This is a genomic window from Vibrio sp. 10N.286.49.B3 (genome assembly GCF_002873395.1).
Classification (GTDB): domain Bacteria; phylum Pseudomonadota; class Gammaproteobacteria; order Enterobacterales; family Vibrionaceae; genus Vibrio.
In genome coordinates this window covers 50,212-65,698 of sequence record NZ_MCUV01000003.1, presented here as the reverse complement: position 1 = coordinate 65,698, position 15,487 = coordinate 50,212, and the positions used below count along the sequence as shown (strand labels likewise).

The 15,487-nt window shown below is 39.4% G+C and carries 14 protein-coding genes; 12 read left to right on the top strand and 2 right to left on the bottom strand.

Features of this window, described 5'->3' with window-relative positions:
• Positions 1-19: 19 nt before the first annotated feature.
• Positions 20-1,447, bottom strand: coding sequence for a methyl-accepting chemotaxis protein (locus tag BCU68_RS03040; RefSeq protein ID WP_102563333.1), 1,428 nt, complete (start codon positions 1,445-1,447; stop codon positions 20-22).
• A 313-nt stretch (positions 1,448-1,760) separates the two neighbouring features.
• Between BCU68_RS03040 and BCU68_RS03035 the strand changes: the two genes are divergently transcribed.
• Positions 1,761-2,129: an STAS/SEC14 domain-containing protein gene (locus tag BCU68_RS03035; RefSeq protein WP_102563332.1), complete on the top strand. Its 369-nt coding sequence runs from the start codon at positions 1,761-1,763 to the stop codon at positions 2,127-2,129.
• Positions 2,130-2,277: 148 nt separating this feature from the next.
• Positions 2,278-3,168 (top strand): LysR family transcriptional regulator, encoded by an 891-nt coding sequence (locus BCU68_RS03030; RefSeq protein ID WP_102563331.1) that lies wholly within the window; start codon positions 2,278-2,280, stop codon positions 3,166-3,168.
• A 138-nt stretch (positions 3,169-3,306) separates the two neighbouring features.
• On the opposite strand, the gene BCU68_RS03025 is transcribed toward BCU68_RS03030, so the two are convergent.
• Positions 3,307-3,888: a YSC84-related protein gene (locus tag BCU68_RS03025; protein WP_102563330.1), complete on the bottom strand. Its 582-nt coding sequence runs from the start codon at positions 3,886-3,888 to the stop codon at positions 3,307-3,309.
• A 117-nt stretch (positions 3,889-4,005) separates the two neighbouring features.
• On the opposite strand from BCU68_RS03025, the gene BCU68_RS03020 reads away from it, so the two are divergent.
• The 10 genes from BCU68_RS03020 (at position 4,006) to BCU68_RS02975 (ending at position 15,480) form a co-directional block, all read left to right on the top strand.
• A complete protein-coding gene (locus tag BCU68_RS03020; RefSeq protein WP_102563329.1) occupies positions 4,006-4,488 on the top strand; it encodes a GNAT family N-acetyltransferase in 483 nt (160 codons plus the stop codon).
• Between the two features lie 121 nt (positions 4,489-4,609).
• Positions 4,610-5,626, top strand: coding sequence for a manganese-dependent inorganic pyrophosphatase (locus tag BCU68_RS03015; RefSeq protein WP_102563328.1), 1,017 nt, complete (start codon positions 4,610-4,612; stop codon positions 5,624-5,626).
• 216 nt (positions 5,627-5,842) lie between these two features.
• On the top strand, positions 5,843-7,966 hold the full coding sequence (locus tag BCU68_RS03010) for a methyl-accepting chemotaxis protein (protein WP_102563327.1): 2,124 nt from the start codon (positions 5,843-5,845) through the stop codon (positions 7,964-7,966).
• A gap of 308 nt (positions 7,967-8,274) precedes the next feature.
• Positions 8,275-8,433: a twin-arginine translocase TatA/TatE family subunit gene (gene tatA / locus BCU68_RS03005; RefSeq protein ID WP_102563326.1), complete on the top strand. Its 159-nt coding sequence runs from the start codon at positions 8,275-8,277 to the stop codon at positions 8,431-8,433.
• A 38-nt stretch (positions 8,434-8,471) separates the two neighbouring features.
• On the top strand, positions 8,472-8,693 hold the full coding sequence (tatB, locus tag BCU68_RS03000; RefSeq protein WP_102563325.1) for a Sec-independent protein translocase protein TatB: 222 nt from the start codon (positions 8,472-8,474) through the stop codon (positions 8,691-8,693).
• A 113-nt stretch (positions 8,694-8,806) separates the two neighbouring features.
• Complete coding sequence (locus BCU68_RS02995) at positions 8,807-10,663, top strand: LamG-like jellyroll fold domain-containing protein (RefSeq protein WP_102563324.1); 1,857 nt, start codon at positions 8,807-8,809, stop codon at positions 10,661-10,663.
• 168 nt (positions 10,664-10,831) lie between these two features.
• The gene (locus BCU68_RS02990; protein WP_133126122.1) at positions 10,832-11,275 is read left to right on the top strand and encodes a hypothetical protein; all 444 of its coding nucleotides are present in this window, start codon (positions 10,832-10,834) and stop codon (positions 11,273-11,275) included.
• 168 nt (positions 11,276-11,443) lie between these two features.
• A complete protein-coding gene (gene secD / locus BCU68_RS02985; RefSeq protein WP_102563322.1) occupies positions 11,444-13,237 on the top strand; it encodes a protein translocase subunit SecD in 1,794 nt (597 codons plus the stop codon).
• A 2-nt stretch (positions 13,238-13,239) separates the two neighbouring features.
• Positions 13,240-14,139, top strand: a complete 900-nt coding sequence (secF, locus tag BCU68_RS02980) for a protein translocase subunit SecF (RefSeq protein ID WP_102563321.1) — start codon at positions 13,240-13,242, stop codon at positions 14,137-14,139.
• Positions 14,140-14,385: 246 nt separating this feature from the next.
• Positions 14,386-15,480 carry a NapC/NirT family cytochrome c gene (locus BCU68_RS02975; RefSeq protein WP_102563320.1) on the top strand — a complete coding sequence of 365 codons (1,095 nt, stop codon included), beginning with the start codon at positions 14,386-14,388 and terminating at the stop codon, positions 15,478-15,480.
• Positions 15,481-15,487: the final 7 nt, after the last annotated feature.

The following is a 15,487-nucleotide window of genomic DNA, read 5'->3' as shown; positions in this document are numbered from 1 at the left end:
AGTTAGCTACCCATGAAAGTTAAGTACGGTAGCGTTGTAAAACATCACCTAATGCGCGGGTGGTATTAGATAAGTTACCAACACCTGAAGAAGATTGCTCGACAACATTTTTGATGGTATTTGATTGAGTTCTGATCTCTGATAGCTCAGTTGCAATATCATTGGCAACTGCGCTTTGTTCTTGAGCTGAAGTGGCAATTTGAACACTGATATCATTGATAGTACGAGAAGAATCAGCAATAAAGTTGATGTCGCTACCAATGCTGCTGATCAGTTCACGACTGCTTTTCGCTTGTTCAACGGTTTGATCAGTAATTTTAGCAATATTTTGGCTTTCAGACTGTAGTTGTTCAATCATGGTTTGAATTTCAACTGTCGCTGCCTGAGTACGGCTTGCTAGGGTTCTTACTTCATCGGCAACAACAGCAAAACCACGCCCTTGCTCACCAGCACGCGCCGCTTCAATCGCAGCATTTAGTGCCAGTAAATTCGTCTGTTCTGAAATGCCGTTGATGGTGGTAATTACTTCACTAATTTGTGAAGTATTATCATTTAAAGAAGAAACAGAGCTTGATGCTTGACCAATATATTCAGATAGATGGGCAATCTCTTCAATAGCACGTTCAACACGTTGACGGCTATCATTCACTTGTGCTGCATCCTGCTCGGCTTGTGACGTTGCTTGGTTTGCGATAGAACAAACTTCTTTTGCTGATGCTGTCATCTCTTCCATTGCGGTAGCAACTGAATCCAATGATGCGTATTGGTTGGTTATTTGTACGCTACTTTCTTGGGTATCACGCTCAAAAGCATCCGAGGTATCCTCTAAGGTAACGGCGTTATTTTTAACCGTGGTAACTAACTCTGATAGTGTATTCATCGCATTATCAAGTTCAGCCCCAATAGTGCCAAACTCATCTCTACCAGCGTGAAACCCTAAACGAGACGTTAAATCACCAGCGGCAATCTTTTGGCTGGTGCTGTAGATATCCCACAAAGCACCACCAATAAAGGTAGCAACCCAATAAGCAAAGACAGCAAAAGGGATAACCCAAAGGAAAGTCAGTGCAAAAGTAGTAAAGGCTGCACTCTTAAATGACTTTTGAGCAGAAGAGAAGTTTTCTGACAAAGTGTAAGCTTGCCCTGATGAGTGTTGTGCCGTGGCAGTAGCGATACCATTAACAAAGGTTGAATCAGCAACGAATGAAGCCGGGCGTAGATTTGGTACGACAGAGGTGTTGATATCACTGCTACTTAAAACCCCTGCAAGTTTATATTCAACAGCCGTTATTGACTGCTGTTCAAATTGGTCAAGGGTTGAGAAGTAACGAGAACTAGCGGTGAAGGTTAACGCAATCATAAATAGAGCAAAAACCATCCACATTTTATCATTAATGGACAATTTGATAAAAATACCGTCAATCGTCCTAAAGTTAATTTTTTTCATTTTGAGCCCATAGAATAAAGTATGGCGGCATGTTACAAATATTAACAGTTTATAGATAGGGTTTGAGTCTCGTTTTTATGCAATAAAATGTAAATATGCCATTTTTTTATGTTATACGGCTTACTGTTAGGTTGTGGTGTTTCCATTTTATGAAAAATAAAAGAGTGAACTTTACACAAATTTGATGAATTACACTCAAGTTAATAGCAAATAATCACAACTGAATTATTATTTATGAATGCCTATGATGTAAAAGGTATTCTTTCTGAGTAAGAGATAGGTGTTGCTCGAATTTATCTAAGAGAGGTAACTTATGTTTATCGTTAACCGTATAGATGATAACCGACTTGATATTGAGATGGATGGCAAGCTCAACGCACAAGATATGCTCATCGCTTTGGATCAGTTTGTGAGTGGATCTGAAGGGGTAACAGAAGGGAGAATGCTCTGCGATATCATTGATTACCAACTACCGACCTTAGATGCTATTTTGCTTGAACTGAAAAGAATGCCAGAGCTGTTTACGATCATTAAGCAATATAAAAAAGCGGCTGTTTTGTCTGATCAAGCTTGGGTAAAGGTGATGAGTGAACTGGAAGGCAAATTAATCCCTAACCTTGAAATTAAAGCATTTTCTCGTTTAGAAAGAGAAGAGGCTGAAAAGTGGTTAGCACTTGATTAGCTTACTATTCGTCTTAATGAAAAGATCGTATTGAACGTTCATTCTATTTTTCTTGCGTCTTCTAGTGATCGACAAAAGAATACTTACCAGTTATAATCGTTCTAAATTATTCATATTGATGGGTTAAAGCCATCATTTGGAGAGGGATATGTTCTCATATGAGCACTTAGCATCATTTTGTGCAACACTTGAAGAGGGAAGCTACAGTCAGGCTGCGAAGGCTTTAAATAAAGATCGCACAACTATTCGTGAGCAAGTTAAAGCGCTTGAGGATAGTTATGCTATTCAACTTTTTGAAATTAAGGGTAAAAAAGCGGTTGCTACTGAAAGTGGACTTGCAATTTACCGCCAAGCAAAATTACTAGTACAAGGCACAGAACAGTTAAATACCCGTTTGATCGATCGCTATCAAACACAGTTGACACATTTTGATATCTACCATGATATTTTAGTACCTAATGCTTTGATTTTATATGCAGAGCGATATATGGAAAAGCATTTTGCGCATATCAAATTAAATTGGTTACATCGTAATAGAGATGAAGTGATTGATGCATTAACCAATAATAAAAATGCTTTAGCGATTATGCAAAATAAGCAAACCCATTCAGCGGAAGGCATTTTTAACTTTATTAACCTTGGTACTGATGAACACTCAGCTTATTGCCACCCTAACCACCCGCTATTAGATCTTGAGGATGTAACCTTAGGTGATTTAAAAATAACCAAGCAGTATATTAGTGAAAACCATTACTACTCTATGCCGGAGTTATTTTCTCTTTCAGCCGATCAAAGGCTTGTTAGTAATAATGATGTATTATTGACCTTAATACAGCATGATGGTTGGGCAATCATGAGTAGTAGCTTAGCTCAGCCGTTAGTGGATAGTAATCAGTTAGTTCAGTTAAAAATAAAAGAAGTGGCAAATACTTTAAAAATAGGTATTTCTTTCTACTTTCCAACCAGCTTAAATGTTAGTACTGAGCTAGAAGGTTTATCGTCGGCTTTAACTGAATATGCTGCCAATCATTTAAATTAATAATACCAAGCAAATTCAGAGATCAGAAGTAGCGTTTTAATAAGCGACTTACTACGATTGATATAATCTTACTCACAGTAAAAAGCAAAGTGACCATTTGATATACATTAAGTCACTTTGCTTTTCTGGGATTAAGTTTTATTTTGCTTTAAAAGAGAAGGATTGACCAGCAAGGGCAGCTTCATACATGAGTCCTCCTTTCGCTGCTGTAAAGATCGCCATACCATTGACATAATTTGTTTTAGCTGCATGATTAGCGCCACCATCTTGTCCTGCTGTTGCAGAATTACCAGTTGTTCCCACCTGTGCAGTAGCGCCCACATTGATTGCGACAGCAGAAGCTTGTGCACTAAATTCAAAATTACCGCTAGTGAATTCATTATATGCTGCAGCATCTTTGAAGAAAATTACTTCACTATAGATTTGACCACCAAATTGTAAACCAATCGATAGTTGGCTCACTTTTGAATCGCCCACATACTGCCCATTTTTGTATACTTTCCCTTTGCCATGAGCAGCACCAATACCAATACCGCCTTTACCAATTGTTGGGAAAATGGCATAGCCATAAGCTTGGTCAAAAAAATGAAGTGTTTCAGGTGCTTTTTGAAAGTTAGATTTGGCTTCAGTGTAACTGTCTTGTTTAGCAAAAGCAGCAGAACTGAAGATAACAATCGTGCTGATTAATACAGTTGCTATCAATTTAAGAGAATGTTGCATAAATACCTCAGGATAATTAGGATGGATTGCTTACATTGGAATGGGTTAGATTATATTCCAATTAGACAGATGTACAAATTAATCTCATACAAGAAAACGAAAAGGGGAAGGTGAATATTGAGTATAAAAATCAGTAAAATTAAAATGGAAAATGACTCTGTTATCGCTGATATTATAAAAACAGTTGGAACTGAGTTTAAAGCTATCGGTGAGGGTTTTGGTCCATCGGATAGTGAGGTGAGTCATATGAGCAACCATTATCATGCTGAACAGGGTAGTGCTTATTTTGTTGCGATCTTAGAAGGAGAAGTGGTTGGCGGTGGTGGTATTGCGCCTTTTAGTGATGATTTATCGGTTTGTGAGTTGCGTAAACTGTTTTTATTACCTAAAGCTCGCGGTTTAGGTATTGGGCAGCAATTATTAGAGCAGAGTCTGGTATTTGCTAAAGCTCAAAATTATCAACAATGCTATTTAGATACTTTAGCTACGATGACATCAGCAATTAAATTATATGAAAAGCAGGGGTTTACGCACTTAGAGGCTCCATTGGCAGGCACCATTCATAATGGCTGTGATGTTTGGATGGTGAAAGAGTTATGAAAAGGCTACGTTAGACAGAATTATATACTTGTCATCATTGTGCAACGGTGCCGTAATAAAAATGACATGCGATATTCTTATAGTAACGGCAATTCAAGCCACTGACTATTTTAGGTATATCGTGAAAAAGACACTGCTTTCTCTATTAATTTTATCTGCTTCATCGACTGCTTTTGCTTTTGACTTACAGCGCCCTGCTAATAATGTTGTTGATGATCTTGTATGGACGGGTCACTTAAGCCCAGATACAGACAGCATGACTTCAGCTTTAGCCGCTGCTTTTATTTACGGTGGAACGGCAGTGGTACCAGAGCCGATTAACCCTGAAAGTCAATTTGTTGTTGATTACTGTAAAGCATCAGCACCTATGGTCTTAAATGATTTTAGTGATAAGAAAATTGGTTTAGTTGATTTTAATCAGCAAACTCAATTACATGAGACAGTTAATCAAGAAGACATTGTTGCGATTATTGATCACCATACGATTGCTGGTAAGCCAGTAGAAACATCACATGTGACAGCGATGGATATTAGAGCTTGGGGTTCTGCTGCGACCATTCTTGCTGACATTGCAGAAAAGCAAGGTGTTACTTTTGACACCGTTACTGCATGTACGACATTGGCTGGTATTTTATCTGATACTGTGATTTTTCAGTCAGCAACCACCACTGACTATGACCGTGAGCATGCTGAAAAATTAGCAAAAGTAGCGGGCATTAAAGATATCAATGCATTTGGTCAAGAGATGCTTAATGCCAAATCAGATCTGAAAAATGTCGCAGCTGAAGATATCCTAACGATGGATTACAAAACCTTCGAATATGGTGGTAAACAAGTTGGTATCGGTGTTGCTGAAACATTGACAGCACAAGAGCTACTTGACCGTCATGACGAGTTTGTTGCGGCAATGAAAGCACACAAAACAGCCACTGGTTTAGATCACCTATTTTTCTCTGTGACGGACACTAAGCATAAACGAGCAAACTTAATGTGGATTGATGAAAGTGATGCTCTTGTTGCAGAGCAAGCATTCGCTCTTAAGTCTGACTCTGAATGGCTTCGTTTAGATGGCGTAACATCCCGTAAGCGCCAAATTGGTCCAGCGATTCAGAAAGCCGTAGAAAAACTGAATAAGTAATATCAAAAACGCTCTGATAATGAGTTATTAAAGTAGAATCCTCACTGTTTTGCAGTGGGGATTTTTTGCATTTTAATGGTGCAAGTAATGAGTTATTGCACTTAATTGGTGCTAGATGTCGGTGAATGTGCTTGTTTTTCAATGGAATAGGCTAATATTGATGGCGCGATATTTGCTTGCATAAGAGGGTGAAAATTTAACTATTGCAGGGTAACGATGAATCTTACGCATAATGAATATCGATGGCTTCCTTGGTTTGGAACAACGGGAAAGATAGCAATGCGTAAAGCGTGTTATTTAAACCGTACACGAACTCAAGAGTTAGAAGTTAGTTTCCAAAATATTGCTAATACACGAGTGAACTTACTACAAACTTGGGCAAAGAATCAGTGGTCATTCCTAGCAGATGCCGCGTTATATCTCTCCTCGAAAGATAGCCAAGAAAGGGCTCAAACACTAAAGCAGCTGTTAACCCGAGGGCAAGATTTTAGTGAGTTATTTGTTGTCGATTTAGAGGGCAATACGCTTCATTCATCGCATCAAATTCCTCCCGGTGATATCCAGGTTTCAAGATTAGCGTTAGAGCATGGCAGCCAGCAACCTTACTTACATGGACCTTATAAAGATAGCAGAACGCTTCAATTAGGTGCTTCAAGTTCAAAATTTCATGATGCAGTAACCCTCATGTTTTATCAGCCATTTAGTGATGAAACAGGGATACAAGGTTGCTTATGTGGTCGTGTGCCAAATGATGTTATCAGCGATATAATTCAAAGAGAAGCGGGTCATATATATAGTGAATCGGGTGATAACTATATATTTATGATTGACTCTAACCATGATACATCGATTCGTTCCGGTACGGCTTTATCCCGCTCTCGTTTTGAAGATAACACTTTTTCACATGGGGAAAACTTAAAAGAAGGCATCAATACAGATTGGGGGATGGTCAAAGTCAGTCAACATACTGAGTTTGAAGTGGTGTTTAATGATCCCGCGACAGGTCAATTGCACCCAGGAATAAGGGAGACCATTCGCAATGGTGAAAACATATTTGTCAGCTACCCTGGTTACTCAGATTACCGTCATATCCCTGTCATCGGTAAAGGTGTGACCTTCCAACTTCCTGGCTCTCCCGATAAATGGGGCATGATGTGTGAAGCCGATTTAGAGGAAGTTTACCGTCATCGAAGCCTATCTTATTCATTAACTAAGCAGTTTACTATTGGCGGTTTATTCGCTTCGTTGCTGCCATTATCCATGTCTCACTTCTTAGGGCTTAATCTCATTGCTCAAATTGGGTTAACGGCTTTTGTTCTAACCATCATCCTTTTTCTTTTATATCGCTTAGTGGTACGCCCGTTAACGCAACGTATTGAACGTATGACTCAGATAATGCAAACCTTAACGGAAGGTGATGGGAATTTAACCCAGCGAATTGATGCCGATTTACTTAAAGCTGATGATATCGGCGGTTTAGGTCGTTGGACAAATAGCTTTATTGATCATTTGGAAGGGGTTATTTCAGAAATTATCTTTGCCACTAATGAGGTAACCCAAGTGAGTGAGTCAATGTTTAGGCGAACTCAGCAACTATCACAAGCGAGTTCGATCACCTCATCTTCCATCGATGATATGTTGCAGCTAACTAAAATACAGCAAAGTGAAATAACCAATGCAAATGATTCGGCGATTACGGTTGAATCGGTTATGGAAAAGTCGGTAGAAAGTGCCGAGCAAGAGTTTCAACAAGCTGCAGATAGTGCTCTTCAGATCAAATCAATCGTTGAAGCTTCTGCGCAAAGTGTTAATGAAGTAAACACTGATATGAACAAGATTACGGAAGTGGTGACCATCATTACCGATATCACAGCGCAAACGAATCTGCTGGCATTAAATGCGGCGATTGAAGCGGCAAGGGCAGGTGAGCACGGACGAGGTTTTTCTGTTGTTGCCGATGAAGTTCGCACATTAGCAAACCGTACTTCAGAAGCGGCTAATAATATTGGTATTATGATGAACCAGTTACATCAGCAGTCTCAAACCGCTGTTAACCATATGGAGCAAGGGATTAAAAATGTCGAAAGTAATGCGGTTATGGTTAATTCAGTTCAGCGTAGTGCTGCTATGCACCAATCAGTGAATGAGTTGTTTACGATTATTAATGATCTCGCTAAGAATAGTGCTGAGTATGGAAAGACTGTGGATACAGCTCAAGAATCTTCAGAGGCATTAGCATTATCTTCACAGCAACTGTCTAGGCGTACAACGTTGATGCAAAATACACTAACTCGATTAGAGCAGTTGGTGAATCGCTTTGAAGTGAGAAACGTCGCTTAGTACTTCATATTAAAAATAGATCTATATAGAGACCTTCATATAACGAGGGTCTTTTATTTACAGCCCTTTCGATATTCTGCCGGTAAATATATATTCACTTAATCTATGTTAAATATACTCACGCTATAAAAATGAATGCCTAATAAATTATAAGTATCTATTTACTCGAATGAGATTAAATAATGTAGCAGAGATCACGTTTTGATGTAATACGTGTTACATGACAGTTCTATTAATATTTATATCAGTAATATTTCCGAAATAAAACCAATCTATTATCTCAATCATAGTAATTATGAGGTGTATTTATGGGTGTTGGTGTTTGGCAATTGCTTATCATAGCTGTGGTTATCTTATTATTGTTTGGAACGAAAAAGCTACGCAGTGCAGGTAGTGACTTAGGAACAATGATACATGACTTTAAAAAAGAAGTTGATATTGATACCCAACCAGACAATGGTAAATAAAATACAACAGTATGATATTAAAGGTTGTTGGTAACTAAATGTTTGATATTGGCTTTTGGGAAATGCTACTTATTTCAGTTCTTGGTTTAATCATTCTTGGTCCAGAAAAATTACCTAAAGCGATAAGATTTACATTTGATACAACATCAAAAATAAAGTCTATGGCTAGTAATATACAAGATGAATTAAATAAAGAAATTAGAATTAAAGAGCTGCAAGGTAATATAGAAATTAAAGAGAAAAACAATAGCAGCAAGTAGTCGTTATTACTTGTTATGCCTCACTGTAAATGAAATTTAAGATAGCACTGTCAGAAGGCTATTTTAAATACACATGCAATAAAAATTAATATTAAAAGAATAGGATTGAATTAATGATAACCAGACGCGTATTCCTTAAAGGTGCTTCTGTAACAATGGCTGCTGCTTACCTAACAGGTTGCAACTCTAGTACATCAAGTGGTGGATCTCCAACACCATCGAAGGTTGATTTTAAATTTGCAGTTTTACCTGATACACAAAAATACAGTGAGAACAGTCCAGAACGATTTGATGCACAAACACAATGGATTGCAGATAACTGGGCACAAGAAAATATTCCATTTACCTTCCACTTAGGTGATATCGTAGAAGACCGCCGTATAGATTCGGAGTGGGTTGCTGCTGACCATGCAATGTCACTGCTTGAGGGTGGCAATACACCATACTCAATACTATGTGGTAATCACGACCTATTAAACCAAGGTGCTGATGATGGTCGTAACCTTGCAGAAGAACCTTTCTTTGATTGGTTCCCTGAGTCACGTATGCAGCAAGATCCAACCTACATGGGTCGTTGTCCAACAGGCTTTAATAGCTATCATATTTTTGAAGCATCAAATGGGCAGAAGTTCCTTTCACTTGCTATGGATTGGCGTCCATCAGAGAGCAGTATTGCTTGGGCACAAAGTATTCTGGATCAACATTCTGATATCCCAACGATTCTTTCGACGCACCAGTTAATCAATATTGCAGGTGATGGTGAAAGTCCACTTGTGACAAACCAAGGTGTTGAGTTCTTTACTGACCTTATTTATAACAACGATCAGATTTTCTTAACCTTGAACGGTCATCATCACGGTGCATCGAGCTTAGTGGCGTACAACAAATACGGTCGTGAAGTTTTAATGGTCGTAGTGGATTACCAATCAATGTTCTGGGGTGGTAATGGTTTAATGCGTACCGTTGGTTTTGACTATACCAACAAGAAAATGGTTATGCGTTCATTCTCTCCGTATGTGATGGAAAAAATTGCAGCAGGCATTCCTCTGAATTCTCAAGATGAGTTAGATTTAACGGATACGATTAACCATTTTGACTTTCCGATGGATTTTGACTTCCGTTTTAATGATCTAAATAACGAAGATAATATCAATGCAGGACCTGCTGGTGTTGCCGGAACACGAGCGCACTGGTTGCTTGATAAAGAGCGTATGATTGTACGTGAGTCAGACAAAAACCAACTATTATTCCAAGATTTGAGCGGTCAAGGTAATCACTTGGCAATGAAAGGCTTTGAAAATAATATGTTGGGAAATACAAGTTACTTTGATATGTCTTCGGACTCACCAGGTTTAGGCTATGCTAACGGGTCAATGCTGTTCCTTGGTGATAAGCGCGATATGGTCGGAGTTTATCTAGAAACCTCAGGCATTACCTTAAGTGACAGTGACTTTAAAGGTGAAGGTTTTACTATTGAAGCGTTCATTAAACTTCCTAATGGTTGGGATTACGACCAAGGTGGTTGGGGTGGAATACTTTGTCACCAGATCTCACGTAGCCAAGCGGCAAAAGAGTTAGATTTAGCTGGAAGTGGTGGCGATCCATCCATTGTATTAGCGACATCAACACTACGTGAATTACAATTTGAAGCCTTATCGCATGATAGTGGTAACGTACACCGCTCATGGTCATGGGATCTTGGTGTTGATAGCTGGCACCATGTTGCAGTTGTTAACCGACGTGATGAGTCGAAAGGTCATATGATTACGGAAATGTTTGTTGATGGTGCACTGACGATGCGTAATGAAACGGATAAGAGCCTTGATGGATTAGCTGCGGTTAATGGCTTTAATTGGACGATTGGTGCTTCTTCATGGGATGGAAAAGTTGATAATCCACTTATTGGTTATGTTAGTGAGGTTCGAATTGTTGATCGTCCTCTTGATGAATCAGAGTGGTTAACGGCATAAAGTAAGTTACCGTTTATCTCATATAATAAATAGCCAGTGTCACCGATGATGCTGGCTATTTACATTCATTCAAGCAGTCGGTACTATCGTTTCCTTCATTTTATACGAGTGCTAGTACTTTTGTTTAAACGTTGTTCTCAACTCATCCTACTATTTCTGATGTCATTTGTGTTATCGCACACCGTGATGGCGGGAGAGTACGTAAAAGTTGATAATAATGAAGTTGAAGTCAGCAATAGCTCATCAGCAAATAGTACAGCTTTTGGTATAGAATCACAGCACTCTGTGATCACAGCAAAAGAGATGACTATTTTCGTTCAAGATGACGTCCAAAATAAGGACTTCACATTAAATGATTATCAAGTTCTCTATTTTTTAGCATCAACGAATCGCATAATTAGTAGTGATCATTGTGCTGGGCAAGGTACTGAACCTGATTACCACCTACTAATTAGTTTCTTATCCCCTTACTTGCTTGGTATTGCCACTTCCGCAACCGATCTCCCTTCACCGTTATTTCATTGGACGAGTAATATTCGTTTAAGCTCTCGACTGTCTGGTTGGAAAGAGAGTAACCTGCTTTATACCCATCAACATACTCGCCACAGCTAACTCTATCTATATTGCCTTTTACACCGGGCTTATTCTCACATTTGAAATAGCAGCCGTTGGTTTTTACCAAAGATAACGGCTTGGGCTTATCGATCATTCTATTTAATTATTAATCGATCAAGCCATGCTATGTGAGCTCTAAATATATTTTAAATTATAGAGTTAGATATGAAAACAAAGCGAAATTATAAAGTCATTAACCATTATGCGACTTGGAAGTATGTTGTCCTCATAGGTACGATTATTATTATGGCATTAAGTGCTTTACCTTCTTGGTATGGAGAAAATGCCGCACTACAGATCAATAACCGTAATGATAAGGTGATTGATGCCAGTCTCATTGCCAGTCAATTGAATCGTACCGGGATTAATACACTCAGCATTAATCAAAGCGGGGATAGAACCGTTATTGTTCTTGAAAACCCAGATCAACAAACGGAAGCACAACGCCAACTTAATACACTTTTGGGTGACTCAGTGACGGTTGCACTCGCGATGGAGCCTGCTGCACCTGCTTGGATGACGGATTTGGGTTTTTCACCGATAAGTTTGGGTCTTGATCTGCGTGGTGGTGTTCAGTTCTTACTTGAAGTGGATATGCAGCCAGTGTATCAAGCGTATCGACAAACCATCATTGATGACGTATCAAGCCAAGTTCGTTCAAGTCGTGGTCGTCAAGTGAATGACCAAGTTGTGCTAACGGTGAGTAAAGATGAAGACGTTACCGTAGCAGCAGCGCTCATTCGTGAAAATTATCCCAACTGGCAACTTCGAGTATCGAATCGAACATTAACGGTGACTCAGCCGGAAGATGATCAAATAGCCTTGCGCAACCTTACCGTACAACAAAACTTATCGATTATGCGTAGCCGTGTTGAGCAGTTAGGTATTACGGAAGCCTCGATTCAACGCCAAGGTGAGAATCGAATTAGAATTGAATTACCAGGTGTTCAAGATCCTGCCGCAGCAAAAGATGTCATTGGAGCAACCGCATCACTGGCATTTCATTCCGTGCCTAGTAACACAGATGTTCAAACCACAAGGCTGCTCGATAATGATGGTAACTCTGTTCGAGTTGGTCGCCGTGCTGTGCTTGGTGGTGAACATATTATTGATGCGCGAGCAAATCTTGGTGAGATGGGGGAAGCAGAAGTCAATATTTCACTCGATAGTGCTGGTGGACGCAAAATGTCACAGTTCTCGCGAGCGAATATTGGTAACCCGATGGCAACGGTTTATAGCGAATATAGTCGAAATGCACAAGGTGAAAGCCAAGAAATTAGTAGCGTTATAAGCGTCGCGACGATTCAATCTCAACTGGGGAATCGCTTTCGTATTACTGGCGCAGGAAGCATGCAAGATGCGCAAGAATTAGCTCTGTTATTAAGAGCTGGCTCCTTAACTGCTCCCGTGACAATTATCGAAGAAAGAACCATTGGCCCATCATTAGGTGCTGAAAATGTCACTAACGGCTTTTCAGCTTTAGCTTTAGGGCTTGGCTTAACACTCACTTTTATCGCTTTATGGTATCGCCGATTGGGTTGGGTTGCGAATGCTGCTCTTATTACCAATATGGTGATGCTACTCGGGCTCATCGCACTGCTACCTGGCGCGGTATTGACCTTACCAGGGATTGCAGGATTAGTCTTAACAGTGGGAATGGCCGTTGATACCAATGTCCTCATTTTTGAACGAATAAAAGACAAAATGAAAGAAGGGCGAACCTTTGCTCAATCAATTGATAAAGGGTTTGATAGTGCTTTTGCTTCTATTTTTGATGCAAACTTAACCACGATGATTGTCGCTGTAGCGCTGTATTCCATCGGTAATGGTCCGATTCAAGGTTTTGCAATTACGCTTGGCTTAGGTTTAGCAACAAGTATGTTTACGGGTATTTTTGCTTCGCGAGCGGTGATTAATTTAATTTGGGGCCGTGATAAGCGCCACGATGTGAGGGTATAACAATGACAATATCAAATAAAATTTTAACTCGCATACGTATAGCAATGTCGGCGTTCTCTGTGCTGCTTTTTGCGCTATCAGTGTTATTTATTGGTGCTAAAGGCTTTAATTGGGGGCTAGATTTTACCGGTGGGGTTGTTGCTGAGGTCGCTTTAGATTCAGACATCACAGCCAGTGACATTAGTGAGCACCTTGACCAAGCGTTTCATCAAGACGTTCAGGTTGTGAAGTCGAATGAAGATGATCGCTGGGTATTACGTTACAACCAAACAGAGGATGTAACAGAATCAATTCAAAATATCATGTCCAAGATTAGCGATAAAGTTGAGGTGTTAAACAGTAGTGTCGTTGGTCCTCAGGTTGGCCAGGATATGGTTGAGCAAGGTGGGCTAGCAATTTTAGTCTGCTTTATACTCATTATGCTTTATTTAAGTGTTCGATTTGAGTGGCGTTTAGCGTTAGGGGCACTTGCGGCATTAATTTATGATGTCGTTGTTGTTCTGGGGCTATTTGCATTGTTGCAGCTTGAATTTAACTTAACGGTTCTCGCGGCGGTATTAGCCGTTTTAGGTTATTCGCTGAATGATTCAATTATTATTGCTGATAGGGTACGCGAGTTATTAAGATCCAATCCGAATGGAAAAACAGAGGTTCTCATTAACAATGCGATTAGAGCAACATTATCAAGAACATTGGTAACCTCTGGTACAACATTAGTGACCGTTGGTAGTTTATGGCTACTCGGTGGCGCTTCATTGCAAGGTTTTGCTATTGCGTTGTTTGTTGGAATTGTGAGTGGAACCTGGTCTTCTATTTCGGTTGGTGTCACTTTACCTCAGTTTGTGAATTTAACGCCTGCGCATTATCAACCAAAGCCGGTTGATGCCAGCGAGGGTGTCTAGCGTTAGATAGTTCGCTTTCAATTAAATACTGAATATTAAACCCAAGAGGCAAATCTAGTTATTTATAACGAGGTTTGCCTTTATTGGTTTTATCGTTTTATTTTTATTTTCTGTGATGTGTAACAAATTATGTCTTATTGTGACACGTAAAGAGTTAGTTTATTGATCTGTATACTACCCTTTAGAGGTAGTTAAGGTATGTTTAATGAATAAATAAAGTTATCAGTAAATGTAAGGAATACTGTAATGAAGAAACGATATATTGTTATTATCGCTTTAATCGGCGTGATAATTGGTTGGATAACATTAGGTGGGACACAAGCTGTTTTACACGCAACATCAACAACAGAGTTTTGTGTATCTTGCCACACGATGGAGCAACCATTAAAAGAGTACCAAGGTTCTGTTCACTTCAGTAATCAAAAAGGGATCAGAGCAGAGTGTGCTGATTGCCACATTCCCACCCATAATACTGTGGACTATTTATGGACCAAGATCCGTGCTTCAAAAGATATTTATCATGAATTTGTTACTGGTAAAATAGATACCCCAGAGAAATATGAAGCGCATCGTTTAGAGTTAGCTGAGATGGTTTGGGCTGATTTGAAAGCAAATGACTCTGCTACCTGTCGTTCATGTCATAGCTTTGATGCTATGGAGATGTTTGATCAACCTCAGGCCGCTCGTGATATGCATATGTCAGCACAAAAAATGGGACAAACTTGTATCGATTGTCATAGAGGCGTTGCTCATATCGCTCCTCAGATGAAATTAGACACGTCTGAATTTGACCACTTATATGATGATGCAAAACAAACAGCAGCTGATGCTAAAGTTGTTTATCCAATTGACTTTATTGAAATGGATGGTTTGGCAACATTAAATCCAACCGTTGAATTAGCCGTTGAAAGTACGCAAAAAGATCAGCGAGAAGTGACGGTATCTGGCTACCAAATGAAAGGTGCTGAAAGCGTTATTTATATGGGACAAGGACAGCGTGCAATTATTGCTACTTTAACGGAACAAGGTCAGAAGGCTCTTCAATTGGGCGAATCGAATGTTGATGCTTATGGTAATGAATGGCGTAGTGCGAGTTTAACCGGCACGATTAATGCTGAAGTTCTCGATTCAACAAAAGCGCTTTGGGCTTATGCTGAACAACTAGATACGGTTTACTGTGCCACTTGTCATGCCAAAATCCCACCTAATCACTTTACGGTAAACTCATGGGGACCTGTTGCTAAAAGTATGGGTGAACGTACCGATATTTCTACATTAAATCTCGAAATTTTAACTAAATTCTTCCAAAACCACGCTAAAGATGTGGCAAACCATGAATAAGGACGAA